The organism is Megasphaera hexanoica (assembly GCF_043520715.1).
GTDB classification, from domain to species: Bacteria; Bacillota; Negativicutes; order Veillonellales; family Megasphaeraceae; genus Megasphaera; species Megasphaera hexanoica.
Genome location: NZ_CP171361.1, coordinates 1,003,032 through 1,021,506, shown reverse-complemented (window position 1 = coordinate 1,021,506; position 18,475 = coordinate 1,003,032). Strand labels below are relative to the sequence as shown.

Below are 18,475 nucleotides of genomic sequence, written 5' to 3'. Positions count from 1 at the left end.
ATATATATTATGATTAATGTATTGAAGAAGAAATAGCATAATACATAGGATATGTATGTCCGAGGAGTATGGTATGAAGCGTATTGCCGTTATTGCAGAATTTAATCCCTTTCATACAGGCCACGCCTGGCTGCTGTCCCAGGTACGGCAGCAGGCCGGCCCCCAGTCGCTGATTGTGGTCATCATGAGCGGTTCTTTTGTCCAGCGGGGCGAACCGGCATTATTCGATAAGTGGCATCGTGCCGCCTGGGCTGTTGAAGGCGGGGCCGATCTGGTCTTTGAACTGCCAGCGGTCTATAGTCTGTCCAGTGCCGACGGATTCGCCCTGGGAGGCGTATGGCTGGCGTCCCGGCTGGGATGCAGCCATCTGGCCTGTGGTGTCGAACGGGGCACGGCAGACGATTTTTACGCTCTGGCCCGGGCTGCACAGGATATCCGGCCCTGCCGGGGCAGGGAAACGGCCGGACGCCGGCAGACTATAGCCCTGGCTGCCCGGATTCGGGAACAAACGGCCTTACTTCTGGATCAGCCCAATGCCCTGCTGGCGGCATCCTACGCCAAAGCCATCGTGCAACAGGACCTGTCCCTGCAGTTCTGGCCAATCCTGCGTCAGGGCAGCCATCACGACCTGTCGCTGGCCCATTCCTTTGCCAGCGCCTCTGCCCTGCGTCAGGATATAATCCAGACAGGCCGCTGCCAGCATCTTCACCGCTATCTGACACCACAAGCCCGGGAAGATATGGCCGCGCTCCTCTCACAGGGAGCATACACCGATTATGACCGCTATGGCGATTTCATTCTCTTCCAGAACAGGCTGCTGACACCGGAAATGCTCCGCCAGCTCCCGGCCTTTAACGAAGGGCTGGAGAACCGCTGGCACCGCTGTATGCAGGATTCCGTCACGTACAAAGAGGCACTGGCTGCCATCAAGACCCGCCGCTATGCCTACAGCCGTCTGTGCCGCATGGGCGCTTATACGCTCCTTTCACCCGGCCGCAGCCTCATGGACCAGTCATACCAGCTAGGACCCCAGTATGCCCGGCTGCTGGCCTTATCTCAAAAGGTATCTCCCTATATAAAAGAAATAAAGAAAGAACTGCCTGTCATCACCCGCATCACAGCCCCCGGTTCTCTTTCCCCACTGGGCCGGAAACAGCTGGCACTGGACCTGCGCTGCACCGATATGCAGTACTACTGCTTCCATGGCACTCAGGCCCGCCTGTCGCGGCAGGATTATTATCAGTCTCCCCGCATACGCTGACACATTTTCCTTCTAACCCCCATGTTGTCAATGTGGATTTTTTCTGATATGATTAGATTTGTTTTCTATACCAGCAAATCAATTTCACGTTGTGCAAAGGAGGAGTATTTCGTTGTCTATACAACTCAATATCTATCAGACGCTGGCTGCGGCCATCCTGGTGTATTATGCCGGCGTCTTCCTGCGTATGAAGATTTCCGCCCTCAGGACGTACTGCATCCCTGCTCCGGTCATCGGCGGCATCTTGTTCGCTGCCCTGAACTGCCTGCTGTATACTCAGGGCATCTGGTCGTATGAGCAGGATACGGTCATGCAGAACGTCTGCATGATGCTGTTCTTCACCAGCGTCGGCTATACGGCCAGTCTGAGCCTGATCCGCCGCGGCGGCATCATGGTCTTTAAAATGGCTGTCATCACGACAGTACTCATCGTCATCCAGAATATCCTGGGCATCAGCCTGTCCTCCCTGTTCGGCCTCAGTCCCTATATGGGGCTGGCAACCGGCTCCATTCCCATGGTCGGCGGTCATGCTACAGCGGCTGCCTTTGGTCCCCTCCTGGAAGAAATGGGTCTCGATAGCGGCGCTACCATCGCCGTCGCCGCAGCTACCTTCGGCCTCGTCGCCGGCGGCCTCATCGGCGGCCCTGTCGGTGAACAGCTGGTCCACAAACACCACCTGCACAGTCATGCCGATACGGAACGTCTCGACCCGTCGGTCAGCCAGGAAGAAGTAGACAAATTGTCCTCTATTGCCAGCAGCAAAGAAAAAGCGGCAGAAGTCATCAAGCAGGAACACATCACCGGCCAGTCCATCAACAACCATCATTTCATGAATGCCATGGCCCATCTGTTCCTGGCCATGGGGCTGGGGACACTGGTCAGCGGATTCCTGAACAGCCTGGGACTGATTTTCCCGGCTTATATCGGCTCTATGCTAGTCGCTGCCATCATCCGCAATATTTCCGATTTTACCCATGTATATAAGGTATACCAGAGAGAAAGCGAAGTGCTGGGCAATCTGGGGCTCACAGTCTTTCTGACCTGCGTCCTCATGAGCCTCAAATTATGGCAGCTCAGCGATCTGGCCGTGCCCATGATTGTCATGCTCCTGAGTCAGGCCGTCATCATGGCCCTCTTTGCGTATTTCGTCGTATTCCGCATGATGGGCAGGGATTATGAAGCAGCGGTCATGACGTCCGGCGTCTGTGGCTTCGGTCTGGGTGCTACACCGAACGCCATCGCCAATATGACGGCCATGACAGAATTATTCGGCCCGGCACCGACGGCATTCTTCGTCATCCCCCTCATCGGATCACTCATCATCGACCCGGTCAACGCGTCGGTCATTACGATTTTTATCAACCTTTTCCATTAATCTGTTCATCGAGCTGCCTGCGCCAATACGCGGCAGCTTCTTTGTCCATGGGAAGCCCTGTTCCCGTTTCCAGTATGCGGATATAGTTGCGGATGCCTTCCGTGTATCCGGTCCGGGCAGAACGGGAAAACCAGACGGCTGCCTTTTCCGGATCCTTTTCGACGCCAAATCCCTGTTCATAGAGCTGGCCCAGATTGTTGGCCGCCGGCCCGTCACCGCCTTCAGCAGCCAGCCGGTACCAGTAGGCTGCCTCTGTATAATCCTGGGAAACACCTTTTCCCGTTTCATATAAATATCCCAGATTATTCTGGGCAATGACATTGTCCTGCTCCGCCGCCTGTGTATACCACATGGCGGCTTTTTTGTAATCGGCTGTCCCGGCGTAGCCAAACTGATACATAATAGCCAGATTGCATTGTCCGTCGGCATCGCCGTGGCGGGCAGAGCGTCCATACCAGTATACGGCCAGCTCGTAATTCTGTACGACGCCGCATCCCGTTTCGTAGAGATGGCCCAGGTTATTTTCCGCTTCAGGCAGTTCCTGGACGGCCGCCCGGGCATACCAGTACGCCGCCTTACGGATATCCGGTTCTGTCCCCAGGCCGTGTTCATACTGATAGGCCAGATCATACTGGCATCGGGCATCACCGGCCTGGGCGCCCATGCCATACCAGTACAACGACAGCTGCAGCAATTCTTCTTTTTCTTCTTCATAGGCGGCAAAGAAATACTGGTCGCCCACTTCGCGCTGGGCCTGTACATCTCCCTGAAAAGCCTGTTTTTCCCATTGCCACAACGTCCGTCCCATCAATATATCTCTCCTTTCTATTCTGTACCTGATTGTACGGACAACGGCCTTTCTTGTCAATGTTTCCGGCAGCGGCAGCACTCGCAATGAAAAAAACAAAAAAGTTCAATTTTTTCTTTTTGTCTTATTGACTTTTTGACTTTTATGGATATAATGATAATTGAACTTAGTTGTTCACTACTTTTACATGCAACTTACGCCCTACGTAAGGAGGTCTTAGTATGGGAAATGAAAAATATACGCAGAAGGTCATCGAAGCGTTCCAGACAGCGCAGCAGATAGCCGCCCTGCATTACAATCAGGAAATTACGTCCGTCCACGTCTTCATGGGACTGGTCAAGGAACCGGAAGGCCTGCTGGCCACGATTTTTAAAGAATGCGGCACTGATGTGCCTATGCTCCAGGCCCGGCTGGAACAACTCCTGAAAAAGATTCCGTCCGTCCAGGGACAGAGCCAGCTGACCATGGCTGTAGAAATGGCCCGTGTCATCGGCAAGGCCCAGCAGTATGCCGAATCAATGCACGATGAATACATCAGCACGGAACATCTGCTCCTCGGCATCGTCGAAGAAAGCGACAGTGACGTACAGACGCTGTGCCGTGAATTCGGTCTGGCCAAGGACAAAATCATGTCCATTATCCGGGCAAACCGCAAACAGAATGTCAACAGCGATAACCCGGAAAGCAATTACAAGGCACTGGAAAAATACGGCCGCGATCTGACAGCCGCTGCCCGCAAAGGCAAACTCGACCCGGTCATTGGCCGTGATGATGAAATCCGTCGTACCGTAGAAATCCTCTCCCGCCGGAGAAAGAACAACCCCGTGCTGATTGGTGAACCGGGCGTCGGCAAGACAGCTATTGTCGAAGGGCTGGCCCGCCGTATCGTATCCGGTGATGTGCCGGAATCACTGAAGAACAAGACACTCTATTCCCTCGATATGGGCTCCCTCATTGCCGGTGCCAAATACCGTGGTGAATTTGAAGAAAGACTGAAATCCGTCCTCAATGAAATCGCTAAATCGGATGGTCAGATTCTGCTGTTCATCGATGAAATCCATACGGTCGTCGGCGCTGGTGCGTCCGAAGGCTCCATGGATGCCAGCAACATCCTCAAACCGATGCTGGCCCGCGGTGACCTGCGCTGCATCGGGGCTACAACCCTCAACGAATATCAGAAATACATCGAAAAAGATGCCGCTCTGGAACGGCGTTTCCAGCCGGTTATGGTCAATCCGCCGTCTGTGGAAGACACCATCACCATTCTCCGTGGCCTGAAATCCCGTTACGAAGCCCATCACGGTGTCCGCATCCGTGATAAAGCACTGGTCGCGGCAGCCGTTCTCTCCGACCGCTATATTTCCGACCGTTTCCTGCCCGATAAAGCCATCGACCTGGTCGATGAAGCTGCGGCGAAACTGCGTACGGAAATCGAATCCATGCCGGCTCCCATTGATGACCTGACTCACAAGATCATGCAGCTGGAAATCGAAGAACAGTCACTGAGTAAGGAAACGGATGACGCTTCGAAAGAACGTCTGGAAAAAATCACCGCCCAGAAGAATGAACTGAAAGAAAAAGAAGACGCCCTGAAAGAACAGTGGGAAAAAGAAAAGACCGCTATCACCCGCACCCAGGCATTGAAGAAAGAAATCGATGCCACCAAGAATGAAATGGAAAAGGCCGAACGGGAATACGATCTGGGCAAAGCTTCGGAATTGAAATATGGCAAACTGCCGGAACTGCAGAAACAGATGGAAGAACAGGAAAAGTTCATGGATGCCCACAAGGATTCCCAGCTCCTGAAGGAAGAAGTCGGCGAAGAAGATATTGCCGGCGTCGTCAGCCGCTGGACGGGTATCCCCGTTTCCAAGATGATGACGGGCGAACGGGAAAAACTGCTCCACCTCGATGATACGCTTCATCAGCGTGTCGTCGGCCAGGACGAAGCGGTCCGTGTCGTCAGCGATGCCATCATCCGCGCCCGTGCCGGTATCAAGGACCCCAACCGTCCCATCGGCTCGTTCATCTTCCTCGGCCCTACGGGTGTCGGCAAGACAGAACTGGCAAAGACACTGGCAGAAGCCCTCTTTGATGATGAACGCAATATCATCCGTATCGATATGTCAGAATACATGGAAAAGCACACTGTATCCCGTCTGATCGGTGCGCCTCCGGGATATGTCGGTTATGATGAAGGCGGCCAGCTCACCGAAGCCGTACGCCGTCATCCCTACAGCGTCATCCTCCTCGATGAAATTGAAAAGGCTCATCCCGATATCTTCAACGTCCTGTTGCAGATTCTTGACGATGGCCGTCTGACCGATGGCAAAGGCCGGGTCGTCAACTTCAAGAACACCATCATCATCATGACCAGTAACCTCGGCTCTCATGAAATCCTGGAAACGAAAGATTTCGCCCAGGCAGAAAAAGCCGTCCGGGAACTGCTCAAAAAATACTTCCGTCCGGAATTCCTCAACCGTGTCGATGACATCATCGTCTTCAAGGCTCTGGGCAAAGATCAGGTCCGCAACATTGCCACTATCCTGCTCAAACGCCTGAGTGAACGTCTGGAAAAACAGGTCAAGATTCACCTTACCTGGACCGATGAAGCACTGCAGGTGCTGGCCGATCAGGGCTATGACCCGCAGTTCGGTGCCCGTCCGCTGCGCCGCCTGATTGTCCATACCGTCGAAACGGCACTCAGCCGCGACATCATCAGCGGCGTCGTCCGTGAAGGCGATACGGTCTCCATCAACTACGATGGCCAGCAATTTACGTTCACGCCGTACAGACAGCAGAAAGAAGCCTGATGTTTGATGATTGACGTTTGACGTGACTTCAAATGATAAAAGCGGCTGGTGCATTACGTGTGATTACGTAGTGCACCAGCCGCTTTTTCTATATTCTGTTATTCATTGTATTCTTTGTAGAGCTGCTTCAAGACATTAGACCTGGTAATCATGCCGACGACTCGCTTGTTGACGACGACGGGGATGACTTTCAGGTGTTCGATGACCATAGCGGCTGCTACTTGTTCTACGTCCGTATCGGGCGTCGTGATGACCACGTCGCGGGTCATCAGTTTTTCACAGGGTTCATCCATGAGCGTCCGGAATTCCTTGGCATACTTATTGATGCGGCTGGTCATGATTTTCGAACCGATAATCGGCAGAGCCCGGGGAATGTGGGGCCTGGAACTGCGGTACATGAGGTCCGCACTGGTAATGATGCCGATAAGGTGTTCTTCATCATCGACGACGGGCACGGCCAGCAGGCGGTGTTTGACGAAAAGTCGGAATAACTTGCGCACCGGCGTATCGGGCGTGACAGAGACAAACATCTTGTACATGACATCGCGGACCGGTACGACAGGAGCCTGTTTCTTTTCCGTTCCGTCTGTGCCGGGCTGTTTCTTCAGTTCTGCTTCATCCATATAGCCCGCCTCCCCTACGATTCACCGTATTCCTGATACAATTCGTCCAGGATGTTGCCACGTGTCACGATGCCTACGACGTGTTTCTTGTCCACGATGGGAATGACTTTCAGATGTTCCGCCACCATGACGCCGGCAATCTGTTCGACCGGTGCATCCGGTGCGGCAATGATGACATCTTTGGTCATCAGTTCTTTCGCCGTCCCGGCCATGAGTTTCTTGAATCCCCGGTTGTAGGCGCTGATGCCACTGTAATAAATACTGGCGCCGAGAAGGTTGACGTAATGCGGTACGTGGGGTTTTACTTTTTTGTACAGCAGATCCGCATCGGTGACGATACCGACCAGTTCATCTTCATCGTTGATGATGGGGATGGCCGTCACCTTATTCTTGACAAATAAATTGACCAGTTCATAGACAGATGTATCCGGGCCGGCCGTCACAAAGGCTTTTTCCATGATTTCTGATGCTATATGCTGTGCCATATAAATCACTCCTTTATAAGCAGGCTTTCCCTCCCATGGATGCCTGCCGGTTATGATTTTATTTTCTATATATATAATTTGACACATAACTCCAATTTCCTGCCAGATGCAGAAGAATACTTTGGTAAAATTGCAATAAAACCCCCGGACACCTTGTTCCATATACAGCAAGGCATCCGGGGATTCTGTTTGTTTCAACGACTCTATAGCGGACATCCCGTCCACAGGGCCATTCCCGGTTATAAATGGTACGGTTCGTGGCGGGCGATTTTGATGGCCCGGTAAATCTGTTCCACCAGAATAAGGCGGATCATCTGATGAGTCAGGGTAATGCGCCCGAAGGATATGCGTTCATCGGCGCGGCGGCGCAACGATTCGGAAAGGCCAAAAGGACCGCCGATGATGAAAGTCAGTTCACTGGTACCATAGAGGACCAGGTCGGAAAAGCGCTGTGATAACTCTTCCGAGGAAATAAGTTTTCCTGCCACATCGAGGACAAACAAGTGGGAACCGGGATGCACATGAGAGAGCATTTTCTCCCCTTCTTTTTCCAGCACCTGTTCTTTCTGGGCTGGGGAAGGATGGTCAGGCATTTTTTCTTCCGGAAGGACGGTCAGTTCCACCTGTCCGTATGGGCGCAGACGCTTGAGAAATTCCTGAATACCTGCCGTAAGATATGCTTCTTTGATTTTGCCCGTAGCTATAATGTGGTATTTCATTGGTCATCCTCGTCATCGGCCGGAGCTTCCTGAAGCACTACGTCGGCACTCTGGCTCGAACCATTGCGGTCAAAGGTAACCGTCACGGTATCGCCGGGTCTGGTCTTGGAAAGAGCGTCCTGCAGATCCGTAAAGGCTTCAATCGTCGTATCGCCGACCTTGGTAATGACATCGCCATGACGCAGGCCTGCCTGATTCAGGGGACCGCCGGCAATGACTTTGTACACATAGACGCCACTCACGTTGAGCTTCATGCCAAAGCGGGCTGCCATCTTCTTATCGAGTCCGTAGAAACCGAGGTACGGACGGGATACTTTGCCATTCTTGATGAGCGATTCCAGGATGGGCCGGGCCGTATTGATGGGAATGGCGAATCCCAGGCCTTCTACGCCTTCCTTGGAAATCTTGGCACTGTTGATACCGATGACCTTACCATCGGCATCGACGAGAGCGCCGCCGGAATTGCCGGGATTGATGGCCGCATCAGTCTGTATCAGTTTCATCCCTTCCCCTTCCACACCGATAGTCCGGTTGAGGGAACTGATGACGCCGGCCGTTACGGTTCCCTGGAATTCCAGTCCCAGAGGGTTGCCGATGGCGATGGCCGTTTCACCGACCTGCAAAGAGTCGCTGTCACCAAATTCGGCAACGGGCAGATTATCGACATTAATCTTGACGACGGCCAGATCGGTCTTTTCATCGCGGCCGACGACGGTTCCTTCCGTACTCTGTCCATCGGCCAGAGAGACGATGACCGTTTTCGCCGTCCCGACGACGTGATTATTCGTCGCAATGTATCCTGACTTATCGAAAATGATGCCCGAACCGACGCCCTCGCCGACGAGGACTTTGCGGTTAAAAATGTCGCGGTTATATACTTTCGTCGTAATCCCGACGACAGCAGGACCGACTTTTTTGGCTGCCTGCACAACGGCCGTATTGCGGGCATCGGATATGGCTTCACTCTTGGCCGGTTCCTGCAGCTGGTTCAGATTGCCCGAATAGGTCTGGCTGCCGAAAAATGTTTCATGGATTTTAAAGCCGCCGGCAATACCGGCGCCAATCAGGAGAACAGCGACCAGCGCTGTCAGCCATTTTTTTCGTGTCATTATAGAGTACCTCCGTTCAAAAAGCGCACGGATCCCGTCGCCGAGGCGAGGCGCAATAACATATCCTGCCCGATGACCAGGCCATGGCCCGTGAGAACATCGCGCATGGTCTGCACCGTAAGGGCCGGTGTATTGTTGTGTTCACTGCGATGGGCCAGCAGGACCTTGACCATTCCCCGCCGCGGCAGAGAGCTGAGAAATTCCGCTGCCGTCCGGTTGGACAGATGGCCCTGATTTCCCAGTATACGCTGCTGCAGGGCGTAGGGATAAGGCCCGTTTCGCAGCATCGTTTCATCATGATTCGCTTCGAGGATGAGCATATCCGACCAGGAAGCGGCCGTCATGACATCGGGTGTAATACAGCCCAGGTCCGTTGCCAGGGTAATCTTGCAGTCGCCGTGATACAGGGAATAACCCACCGACCGGGCCGCATCATGGCTGGTCGCAAAGGGAACGATCTGCATCTCTCCCAGGGAAAGGCGGCGCGGCAGGCGGACAAAGCGGTCCATATAAGGGAGAATCTTATTGCCCATGGCCTGCCAGGTCTCCTGTGTCGTATAGACAGGCATATGGGTCCGTTTCAACAGGACGGGCAGGCCGCTCACATGGTCCGTGTGTTCATGGGTAATGAGGACGGCATCGAGGTCAGACAAAGCATACCCGAACCGGCGCAGTCCTTTTTCAATGCGCCGGCAGCTGATGCCGGCATCGATGAGCACGCAGGTCCGTCCACAGCGGATAAAGGCGGCATTGCCACTACTGCCGCTGGCCAGGAGGCTGACCAGGCAGTCGCCGTTGTGGCTGACGGTCTGGCTTTTCAGGAACGAGCCTCCATCTTCAGACACGGCTGCCGATTTCGTCTGGCTGAAATCGGCAGCGAGGGATGGATACCCTGCCGGTTCCTCCGTCACAGCAGCTCCGGAAGCAATACGGCGCGCCCTGCCGATAGACTGGGCCAGTTGCGCCAGCCGGATTTCACTCTCCGTCATGGAGTTCTCCCTGTACGATGGCAATGCCGGCACTGGCACCGAGGCGGTCGGCACCGGCTTCTACGAGCTGCCGCGCCGAGGCATAATCGTGGATACCACCGGAGGCCTTGATTTTGGCACTGCCATCTACGGCCCGTTTCATGAGAGCCACATCGTGGACGGTCGCTCCACCATGGCCAAAGCCCGTCGACGTCTTGACATAGGCAGCTCCTGCTTCGACAGCCGCCTGGCAGGCCTTTACCTTTTCTTCATCTGTGAGAAGCCCCGTTTCCAGTATCACTTTGACGGGACGGCTGGCCGCACTCAGCACGACGAGGCGGATGTCCTGATAGACGTACTCCCAGTCGGCGGCTTTGGCCCGGCCGATAGCCAGGACCATATCAATTTCATCAGCCCCGCTGGCTACGGCTTCGGCTGTTTCCATGGCCTTTGCCTTGCTGGCCATAGCTCCAAGAGGAAATCCGACGACCGATGTCACCAGGCAGGATGTCCCGGCCAGTTCCTGTTTCGCCAGTTCTACATAAGACGAATTGACGCAAACAGCGGCAAATCCGTACGTACGCGCTTCCTGGCAAAGCTGGCGGATATCTCCGGGCGTCGCTTCCGGTTTTAAATTCGTGTGTTCAATACAGGCTGCAATAGACATGACAGACCCTCCTTTAAACGCATCAGTAAAATGTAAATCCTGTGATTTTTAATTATAGCACAAAACGAGGAAAGTTCCATACCAAAAAAACAGGAAAAAGGGTAGAAAAAAACACCATACGGAGCGTATCTCGTACGGTGTTCTTTGTGGTGGGCCTAGGTGGACTTGAACCACCGACCTCACGCTTATCAGGCGTGCGCTCTAACCAGCTGAGCTATAGGCCCATGTCCTAGCGACTTTCTTAGTATATCACACAAAGACATCTTGTCAAGAAATTTTTCTGTCAATTATATGTCCTGTATGGTACAATGATAGTTATTGACATATATGTTTATATTATCATAAAGAAGGGATTTCTATGAAAAAACTCGACCCCCATGTCTATTTATTTACCATGGGCCATTTCTCCGTAGACTGGGCCCAGGGCGGCATCCCTGCCCTGCTACCGTATTTTATCACGGCCTGCCAGCTCAATTACCAGCAGGCGGCGGGCATCATCTTTGCCAATATTCTCCTGTCATCGGTAACACAGCCGCTCATCGGCTACTATTCCGACCGGATTTCCAAGCCCTGGCTGGTCCCGCTTGGTCCCGTGCTGAGCGGCCTGTCTCTGACGGCCCTGGCCTTTACGACCAATTACTGGGTCATCCTGTTCTGTTCCATGATCAGCGGCCTGGGAGGCAGTCTGTTCCATCCCGAAGCCGCCCGTATGGTCAACCGCATCGCCGGCTCTCTCAAAGGACAGGCTCTGGGCAGCTTTTCCGTCGGCGGCAATGCCGGTTTTGCCATCGGCCCGATGGTAGCCGGGTTCAGTGCCTATACCTTTGACATCCACGGGCTGGTCCTGTACGGCATAGTCAACGTGATCGTCGCCGCTATTCTCTACCACTCCATGCCCACCATCCTCACCATGGCTGCCGCCGCTGACAAAGCCGAAGCCAAAGCGCATCCGGGAGCCTCTCATGAAAATGACTGGGGCGCCTTCAGCAAGCTGACTGTCGTCATATTCGCCCGTTCTATCGGCTTTACCCTGTGTAATACGTTCATCCCCATTTACTGGATCACCATCCTGGGAGCCACGCCCTCTACGGGCAGTATGGCCCTGTCCATCCTGTTTTCCATGGGCGTCGTCATCACCTTCCTGGGCGGTATCATGGCCGACCGTTTTGGTTTCATCCGGGTCATGCGCGGTTCATTCCTCATCATGGTGCCGGCCATGTTCTTCCTGGTCAACAGTTCCCAGCTCTGGCTGGCCACACTGCTCCTGCTGCCCGTCGCCTTCTCTCTCTTTGCTCCCTACAGTCCCATCGTCGTCCTCGGTCAGACCTACCTGGGCAAAAACGTCGGCTTTGCTTCGGGCATCACTCTGGGCCTGAGCACGACCGTAGGTGGCCTCCTGTCACCGGTCGTCGGCTGGGGTGCCGACCTCTGGGGCGTCCAGACAGCCATGCAGATTCTCTGGATATGCGCTGCCATAGGCTGCGTTTTTACCTTCCTCGTTCCCGTCCCCAAAGCATGGGAAGAGGAGAAAGTGTGAGGTCAGTGACTAGTGGTTAGTGGCTGGCAGTTTGATGTTTGATGTAAAAAACCAGCTTGTCTTTCGACAAGCTGGTTTTTTGTATGCATTTTCTGAAAGCTACAAACTATGTTTTTCTTAGCTACACTCTTATGCCGGTTCTTCTTCCGTTTCGTCATGGCTGACAGCTTTTGGTCCGCGGCGGTTGCTCGTATGATTTTTCCAGACGACCCACAGCGATGTATCGACGCAAATCGAGCTGTAGGCCCCGCTGATAAAGCCAATGAGCATGACCAGGGAAAAATTCTTCGTCGATTCCCCGCCGAAGAAATGGAGGGCACCACAGGCAAAGAGTACCGTCGTCAGGGTATAAATACTGCGGTGGATACTCTGGGCGATGCTGTCATAAGCCAGTTTTTCATATGTATCGGTACGGCGGTGAGTCCGCGTGTTTTCACGGACACGGTCGAAGATGACGACCGCTTCATTCATGGAGTACCCGACGACGGTCAGGATAGCTGCCAGGAAAGTCGCATCGATTTCCAGATGGAAAAAGGAGAAAAAGCCCAGTACCATGATCAAATCATGGAGAATGGAAACGAGGGCGGAAAGAGCGATTTTGTATTCAAACCGGAGAGTGATGTACGCCGCCAGGGCGATAAAGGCCACGGCCAGGCTCATGATTGCATTTTTCGTGACTTCCGAGCCGATGACAGCCCCGACGGATTCGGTCCGCTTCACTTCGGCCCCGCCCAATTTATTGCTGAGCTGGTCGGCAATCGCCTTGCTTTCATCGGACGACAGGTTGCGCATGCGGATCATGACATCCTGGGACGAATCCTGATCGCTGACCCCGGAAAGCTGGATGACGCTGTTTTCCAGGTCCATATTGGACTGATCCACGACTTCACGCACCTGGGAGACGGTGACAGGCTGCTTGAACTGCATGTCCAGAATCGTGCCGCCCGTATAGTCAATGCCAAAGTTGAACCCATTGATAAAAATGGAGATGATACTGAAAATGACCAGCACGGACGACAGGGTGAACCACCATTTTTTATGAGCTACGATGTTGAATCTCATTTGTGTCCCCCCTTATTCTTCATATGTTCCGGTACCTTGCGGTTCAGCCCGTAGAACCAGGGATTGGTAATGAGCCCCGTATTGATGAACCACGTCAGGAGCGAACGGCTGACGATGATCGCCGTAAACATACTGACGATAATCCCCAGTGCCAGGTTGACGGCAAAGCCTTTTACAGTGCCGCTGCCCATGACGATGAGGACGATAGCCGCGATCATGACCGATACGTTGGCATCGAGGATTGTGTTAAACGCCCGCTTGAAGCCAGCCTCCATAGATGTCCTTAGACTCTTGCCAATGAGCACTTCTTCCTTAAATCGTTCGAATATCAGGATATTCGCATCGACGGCAAAGCCCATGGACAGGATGACCCCGGCGATGCCTGGCAGAGTCAGGGTGGCATCGAGGTACTTCAAAATAGACAACAGGATGAGGACGTAGACCAGAAGGGCGATATTGGCCACTACGCCGGACATCCGGTAGATGATGATCAGGAAAATCATGATGAGCACGATGCCGATGGCAAAGGCTTTTTCCGATTTGACCTTGGAATCCTGGCCCAGGCTCGGCCCGATGGTACGGACTTCCATGACCTGCAGCTTGACCGGCAGTGCGCCGGAACGGAGCAGGATGGCCAGATTCTTGGCATCTTCCAGGGTCTTGCTGCCGGTGATGACTGCCTTGCCGCCCGTAATCGGTTCGTTGACGACCGGTTCGGTAAGGGGTGCGCCATCGAGGTAAATGCCGATTTTACGGCCTACGTTGGAAGCCGTGAGGTCGGCAAATTTCTTGGCCCCTTCGTCGGTAAATTCAATGGCGACGACGTTCTTCTTGCCCTGGTCGATCTGTTCTTTTGCCGTTTTCAGATCATTCCCGGTCATGCGCGTCGTGCCCGATTCATCCTTAAATTCCAGGACAGCCGTCTTGCCGATGGTTTCAATCGCCTTTTCCGGATTCTTTTCCCCCGGCAGTTCGACGATGATCCGCCGTGCCCCTTCTTTCTGGACAATCGGTTCAGTCAGGCCCATTTCATTGATACGCCGTTCGACAATGGAGACAGCACGGTTCAGGGAATCGTCTGTAACCGGTGCTTCCGGTGTATCGACGGCTTCCAGTACGATATGGGTACCACCCTGCAAATCCAGGCCCTGCTTGATGGAATTGGCCAGGGGATAGATGAAGGTGATAAATGCTGCCAGAATGATGATGACGGCAGCGGAAAACTTAATCATATTGCGGGTCCGCAAGAGAAGTCCCTCCCCTTAGTCTTCTTCGTCGCCGGCAATCGCGCTGATGGATTCTTTCTTCAGCTTGATTTCCACTTTATCGGCAATGCGGATGCGGACATAGTCGTCTTTGATATCCGTAATTACGCCATAGAGGCCGCCAACGGTAACAATTTTGGTGTTTTTCTTCAGATTGGAGAACATTTCCTGACGCCGTTTCTGCTGACGCTTCTGCGGACGATACAAAATGAAGTAGAACAAGAGGACCATGAAGAGCAGCGGCCACATCTGGCCGAGGTCACCCAGAAAGCCCAGGTTATCGTAGTTAGTCAAACCGTTAAAAAAATTAGCAATAGAATCCACAGTTTTTACCTCCTAGTGAATAAATATAATATATGTACATGATGTGTAGAATTACCCATCTTGATACCGTTTCCAGAACTGTTCGCGGAATGTACGGAATGTGCCATCTAATATAGACTGACGCATATGGCGCATAAAGTCAAGGAGAAAATACAGATTATGGATGCTCACCAGCCGGTAGGCCAGGAGTTCTTCCGCCTTGAAGAGGTGGCGGATATAAGCGCGCGTATAGTTGCGGCACGTATAGCACTGGCAGCCCTCTTCAATGGGATGGAAATCGTGGGCATAGCGGGCATTGCGCACCGTGAGGCGTCCCGTATGGGTCATGGCCATGCCGTTGCGGGCAACGCGTGTCGGGAATACGCAGTCGAACATATCGACGCCGCGGGCCACCCCTTCGACGAGACAATCCGGCGTGCCGACACCCATGAGATAGCGGGCTTTTTCCCGTGGCAGGTGTTTGGTCGTATAACCCAGCACCTCATACATTATATCCTTACTCTCGCCAACACTCAAGCCGCCGATGCCATATCCATCAAAATCCATGTCCACCAGATCCTCGCAGCTCTTACGGCGCAGGTCTTCGTACATGCCGCCCTGAACGATGCCGAACAGTCCCTGGGTATCACTGTGATGGTGGTCGAGGCAGCGCTGTGCCCAGCGGCTCGTCCGTTCCGTCGAAAGTTTCGTGTATTCATAGTCCGACGGATAGGGAATGCATTCGTCAAAGGCCATGGCGATATCCGAATTGAGGGCCATCTGGATATCCATGGATACTTCCGGCGACAGAAATTTCTTCGAGCCGTCGAGATGGCTGCGGAAGGTGACACCTTCTTCTTTGATTTTCCGCATCTGCCCCAGACTGAACACCTGGAAGCCGCCGCTGTCCGTGAGGATGGCCTGTTTCCAGTTCATGAATTTGTGCAGGCCGCCTGCTTCCTTTATGAGCTCTTCACCGGGACGCAGGAACAAGTGATAGGTATTGCTCAAAATGACCTGGGCGCCCATATCATAGAGTTCTTCCGGCGTCAGCGTCTTGACCGTGGCCTGCGTACCAACGGGCATAAACATAGGCGTCTTGAATGTGCCGTGGGGCGTGCGCAGGAGACCGGCCCGGGCACCGTCACATTCGGCCTGCAGTTCGTAGGTAATGACCATATGGTTCCTCCTCTAATGAATAAACATGGCATCGCCGAAACTGAAGAAACGGTATTTTTCCCTGACGGCAATGTCATAGGCATGGAGAATCTGTTCCCGCGTCGAAAGGGCACTGATGAGCATGAGCAGCGTCGATTCGGGAAGGTGGAAATTAGTGACCAGGGCATCGACGATATGGAAGGTAAAGCCCGGGTAGATGAAAATATTCGTCCAGCCGGAACCGGCCTTGAGCGTTCCCGTCGTGCCGGCACTTTCCAGAGTGCGGATACTCGTCGTCCCTACGGCAATGATACGCCGTCCTTCAGCTTTTGCCCGGTTGATAGCATCAGCTGCTTCGGGAGTGATGCTGTAAAATTCACTGTGCATCTGATGGTCTTCGATGTTTTCTTCTTCTACCGGACGGAATGTACCCAGGCCGACATGAAGAGTGACGAAGACTTCTTCTACGCCCTTATCGCGGATTTTCTGCAACAGTTCATCTGTAAAATGCAGTCCTGCCGTCGGCGCCGCTGCCGATCCCCGTTCGCGGGCATAGACCGTCTGGTATTCATCGGGGTCTTCCATTTTTTCATGGATATACGGTGGCAGGGGCATTTCGCCAATCTGGTCGATAATGTCGTCAAACACGCCATCATAGGTGAAATGGACGACCCGGCCGCCAAAGTCGGTGCGGTCCAGTACTTCTGCCTGCAAGCCTCCGGGAAATTCGATGGTCGTACCCGGGAGAGCCTTCTTCCCCGGTTTGACCAGCACTTCCCAGCGGTCTTCCCCGACCGGGGTCAGGAGCAGTACTTCTACCTTGCCGCCCGTCGGGACCCGTTTCCCATAGAGGCGGGCGGGAATGACTTTGGAGTCGTTGAAGACGAGGACATCGCCGGCCTGAAGTTCATCGGCGAGGTCGTAAAAGTGCTTATGTTCCACAGCACCTGTTTTTTTGTCATACAACATGAGGCGGGCATGATCCCGCGGTTCGGCCGGATGCTGGGCAATCAGTTCTTTTGGTAATTCATACGAAAAATCAGTCAGTTTCAAAATAATCCTTCCTGTCTTAGCAATCAATATAATTTTTCAAGTCTGGTACCTGTATAATAATGGGCCAGGATTGTGCGGTAATAACCGGCACTGCCGTGTTCCTGAGCCATCTGATACGCTCCGTACTGGCTCATTCCCAGTCCATGTCCCCAGCCATATCCGTAAATCGTGATAGGGACGCCGGCTTTGAGGGCCATGGTCGTACTGCGGGCCGCCTTTCCTGAATCAGGATTGGGTAGAGTGCCATTTCCCTGGGCAAAATCAAAGAGAGTGCTCTTCAGGCCGTATATGGACCGGAAGGCATTGCCCGTCACGCGGACTGAGCCGGCCGATCCCGTAACAGTCATGGACAGCACCCGGCCGGAAACTCCCCGGTCGGAAACGGCCATAGGCCGTCTGCCCAGCGGTGACAGTGTAATAGACTTGACCTTGCCTACCCCCTTGCCGGCAGCAGCGAGATTGGCTGCCAGTTTTTCCGGCGTCGTCGTCACCGCCCAGCGGTACGATGGCATTCGGCTGCTCGTATCGGAAACGCCGCGCAAATAAGGAATGTGGGAGCCCCACACGTTTTCACTGTTTTCCGTCCAGCCGCCGGCTGACGAACAGAAAAAAGCGTCAATCGGCTTGCCACCATAGGTCAGTACTTCGCCCCGCGTCGCATTGACGGCGGCGATGACCGACGGCGATTCGCCATTGATGCCGGCATAGGTCTGGCTGGATGTATCGTCGGTCATATCAAACCCGCGGCTGGCAAAATTATTCTTATGAGAAACGGCATAGGTACGCGCTGCGACGGCCTGTGCCTTGAGCGCTTCCGGATGCCATGACGGCGACATTTCCTTGCCGACGACACCGTAGAGATATTCTTCCATGGGAACGACATTCACGACGGTCAGGCCCCACCGCTGGGGCGATTTCATGACTCTCATAGCACCGCGATAGGCATAGCCGTCAGTAATCTTCACCGACCCGGAAGATGAAAGAGGGCGAACTTCGACGGCGCCAGCAGCGGCAGCGCCGCCGACGGTCACGGTATTACCCTTGAGGGCAACCTGCAAGGGCGTACGGGCGGGATATTTCTTCCACAGGGACCCGTTTTTCCAGACGCCCAGGCCGCTGTCACTGGTGAAAGCGACCGAACCGCGCCCTTCGCGGATGCCGATGCGCACAGGCTGACCCATGCCCGATGCAGCGGCCGTTCCCCCAAAAGAAACGAGGCAAAAGGCGGCCGTAACAAGACACACTATCTTTTTAAACCACATATGAAGC

17 protein-coding genes and 1 tRNA gene are annotated in these 18,475 nt (G+C 53.8%); 4 read left to right on the top strand and 14 right to left on the bottom strand.

The genetic code is table 11. The features are described 5' to 3' along the window. Positions 1-73: 73 nt before the first annotated feature. Together ACGTIC_RS04785 and gltS are read left to right on the top strand one after the other, a co-directional pair. Complete coding sequence (locus ACGTIC_RS04785) at positions 74-1,261, top strand: nucleotidyltransferase family protein (protein WP_113855504.1); 1,188 nt, start codon at positions 74-76, stop codon at positions 1,259-1,261. Positions 1,262-1,373: 112 nt separating this feature from the next. After that, positions 1,374-2,636, top strand: coding sequence for a sodium/glutamate symporter (gene gltS, locus ACGTIC_RS04780; RefSeq protein WP_113855503.1), 1,263 nt, complete (start codon positions 1,374-1,376; stop codon positions 2,634-2,636). On the opposite strand, the gene ACGTIC_RS04775 is transcribed toward gltS, so the two are convergent. After that, entirely contained in the window at positions 2,620-3,444 is an 825-nt protein-coding gene (locus tag ACGTIC_RS04775) for a tetratricopeptide repeat protein (RefSeq protein WP_257536643.1), read from the bottom strand. The genes gltS and ACGTIC_RS04775 overlap by 17 nt on opposite strands. Before the next feature lie 221 nt (positions 3,445-3,665). Between ACGTIC_RS04775 and clpB the strand changes: the two genes are divergently transcribed. Further along, entirely contained in the window at positions 3,666-6,257 is a 2,592-nt protein-coding gene (gene clpB / locus ACGTIC_RS04770) for an ATP-dependent chaperone ClpB (protein WP_113855502.1), read from the top strand. A gap of 98 nt (positions 6,258-6,355) precedes the next feature. On the opposite strand, the gene ACGTIC_RS04765 is transcribed toward clpB, so the two are convergent. The 7 genes from ACGTIC_RS04765 to ACGTIC_RS04735 all read right to left on the bottom strand — a co-directional run bounded on the left by ACGTIC_RS04765 (position 6,356) and on the right by ACGTIC_RS04735 (position 11,052). Continuing rightward, positions 6,356-6,880, bottom strand: a complete 525-nt coding sequence (locus ACGTIC_RS04765; protein ID WP_059075743.1) for a CBS domain-containing protein — start codon at positions 6,878-6,880, stop codon at positions 6,356-6,358. Positions 6,881-6,894: 14 nt separating this feature from the next. Continuing rightward, positions 6,895-7,365 (bottom strand): CBS domain-containing protein, encoded by a 471-nt coding sequence (locus tag ACGTIC_RS04760; RefSeq protein WP_059075779.1) that lies wholly within the window; start codon positions 7,363-7,365, stop codon positions 6,895-6,897. A 239-nt stretch (positions 7,366-7,604) separates the two neighbouring features. Further along, positions 7,605-8,084, bottom strand: coding sequence for a 23S rRNA (pseudouridine(1915)-N(3))-methyltransferase RlmH (gene rlmH / locus ACGTIC_RS04755; RefSeq protein ID WP_113855501.1), 480 nt, complete (start codon positions 8,082-8,084; stop codon positions 7,605-7,607). After that, positions 8,081-9,193, bottom strand: a complete 1,113-nt coding sequence (locus ACGTIC_RS04750) for a S1C family serine protease (RefSeq protein ID WP_372237434.1) — start codon at positions 9,191-9,193, stop codon at positions 8,081-8,083. Before ACGTIC_RS04750 ends, rlmH begins: the two co-directional genes overlap by 4 nt. Next, positions 9,193-10,182, bottom strand: a complete 990-nt coding sequence (locus ACGTIC_RS04745) for an MBL fold metallo-hydrolase (RefSeq protein WP_059075740.1) — start codon at positions 10,180-10,182, stop codon at positions 9,193-9,195. The genes ACGTIC_RS04750 and ACGTIC_RS04745 overlap by 1 nt, the downstream gene beginning before the upstream one ends. After that, a complete protein-coding gene (deoC, locus tag ACGTIC_RS04740; protein ID WP_113855499.1) occupies positions 10,169-10,828 on the bottom strand; it encodes a deoxyribose-phosphate aldolase in 660 nt (219 codons plus the stop codon). Before deoC ends, ACGTIC_RS04745 begins: the two co-directional genes overlap by 14 nt. 147 nt (positions 10,829-10,975) lie before the next feature. Then, positions 10,976-11,052: transfer RNA gene (locus ACGTIC_RS04735), tRNA-Ile, on the bottom strand. A 134-nt stretch (positions 11,053-11,186) separates the two neighbouring features. On the opposite strand from ACGTIC_RS04735, the gene ACGTIC_RS04730 reads away from it, so the two are divergent. Next, entirely contained in the window at positions 11,187-12,365 is a 1,179-nt protein-coding gene (locus ACGTIC_RS04730; protein ID WP_113855498.1) for an MFS transporter, read from the top strand. 129 nt (positions 12,366-12,494) lie between these two features. Here ACGTIC_RS04730 and secF read toward each other — a convergent pair whose 3' ends face one another. From secF to ACGTIC_RS04700, 6 genes are read right to left on the bottom strand one after another with little or no spacing between them, the layout of a single operon-like run. Further along, entirely contained in the window at positions 12,495-13,427 is a 933-nt protein-coding gene (gene secF, locus ACGTIC_RS04725) for a protein translocase subunit SecF (RefSeq protein ID WP_113855497.1), read from the bottom strand. Continuing rightward, positions 13,424-14,659 (bottom strand): protein translocase subunit SecD, encoded by a 1,236-nt coding sequence (secD, locus tag ACGTIC_RS04720; RefSeq protein ID WP_083237175.1) that lies wholly within the window; start codon positions 14,657-14,659, stop codon positions 13,424-13,426. The genes secF and secD overlap by 4 nt, the downstream gene beginning before the upstream one ends. 30 nt (positions 14,660-14,689) lie before the next feature. Beyond that, complete coding sequence (gene yajC, locus ACGTIC_RS04715) at positions 14,690-15,016, bottom strand: preprotein translocase subunit YajC (protein WP_234995450.1); 327 nt, start codon at positions 15,014-15,016, stop codon at positions 14,690-14,692. A gap of 51 nt (positions 15,017-15,067) precedes the next feature. Further along, on the bottom strand, positions 15,068-16,174 hold the full coding sequence (gene tgt / locus ACGTIC_RS04710; RefSeq protein ID WP_113855496.1) for a tRNA guanosine(34) transglycosylase Tgt: 1,107 nt from the start codon (positions 16,172-16,174) through the stop codon (positions 15,068-15,070). A 12-nt stretch (positions 16,175-16,186) separates the two neighbouring features. After that, positions 16,187-17,206, bottom strand: a complete 1,020-nt coding sequence (gene queA / locus ACGTIC_RS04705) for a tRNA preQ1(34) S-adenosylmethionine ribosyltransferase-isomerase QueA (RefSeq protein WP_075582058.1) — start codon at positions 17,204-17,206, stop codon at positions 16,187-16,189. Between the two features lie 23 nt (positions 17,207-17,229). Further along, the gene (locus ACGTIC_RS04700; protein WP_113855495.1) at positions 17,230-18,468 is read right to left on the bottom strand and encodes a SpoIID/LytB domain-containing protein; all 1,239 of its coding nucleotides are present in this window, start codon (positions 18,466-18,468) and stop codon (positions 17,230-17,232) included. Positions 18,469-18,475: the final 7 nt, after the last annotated feature.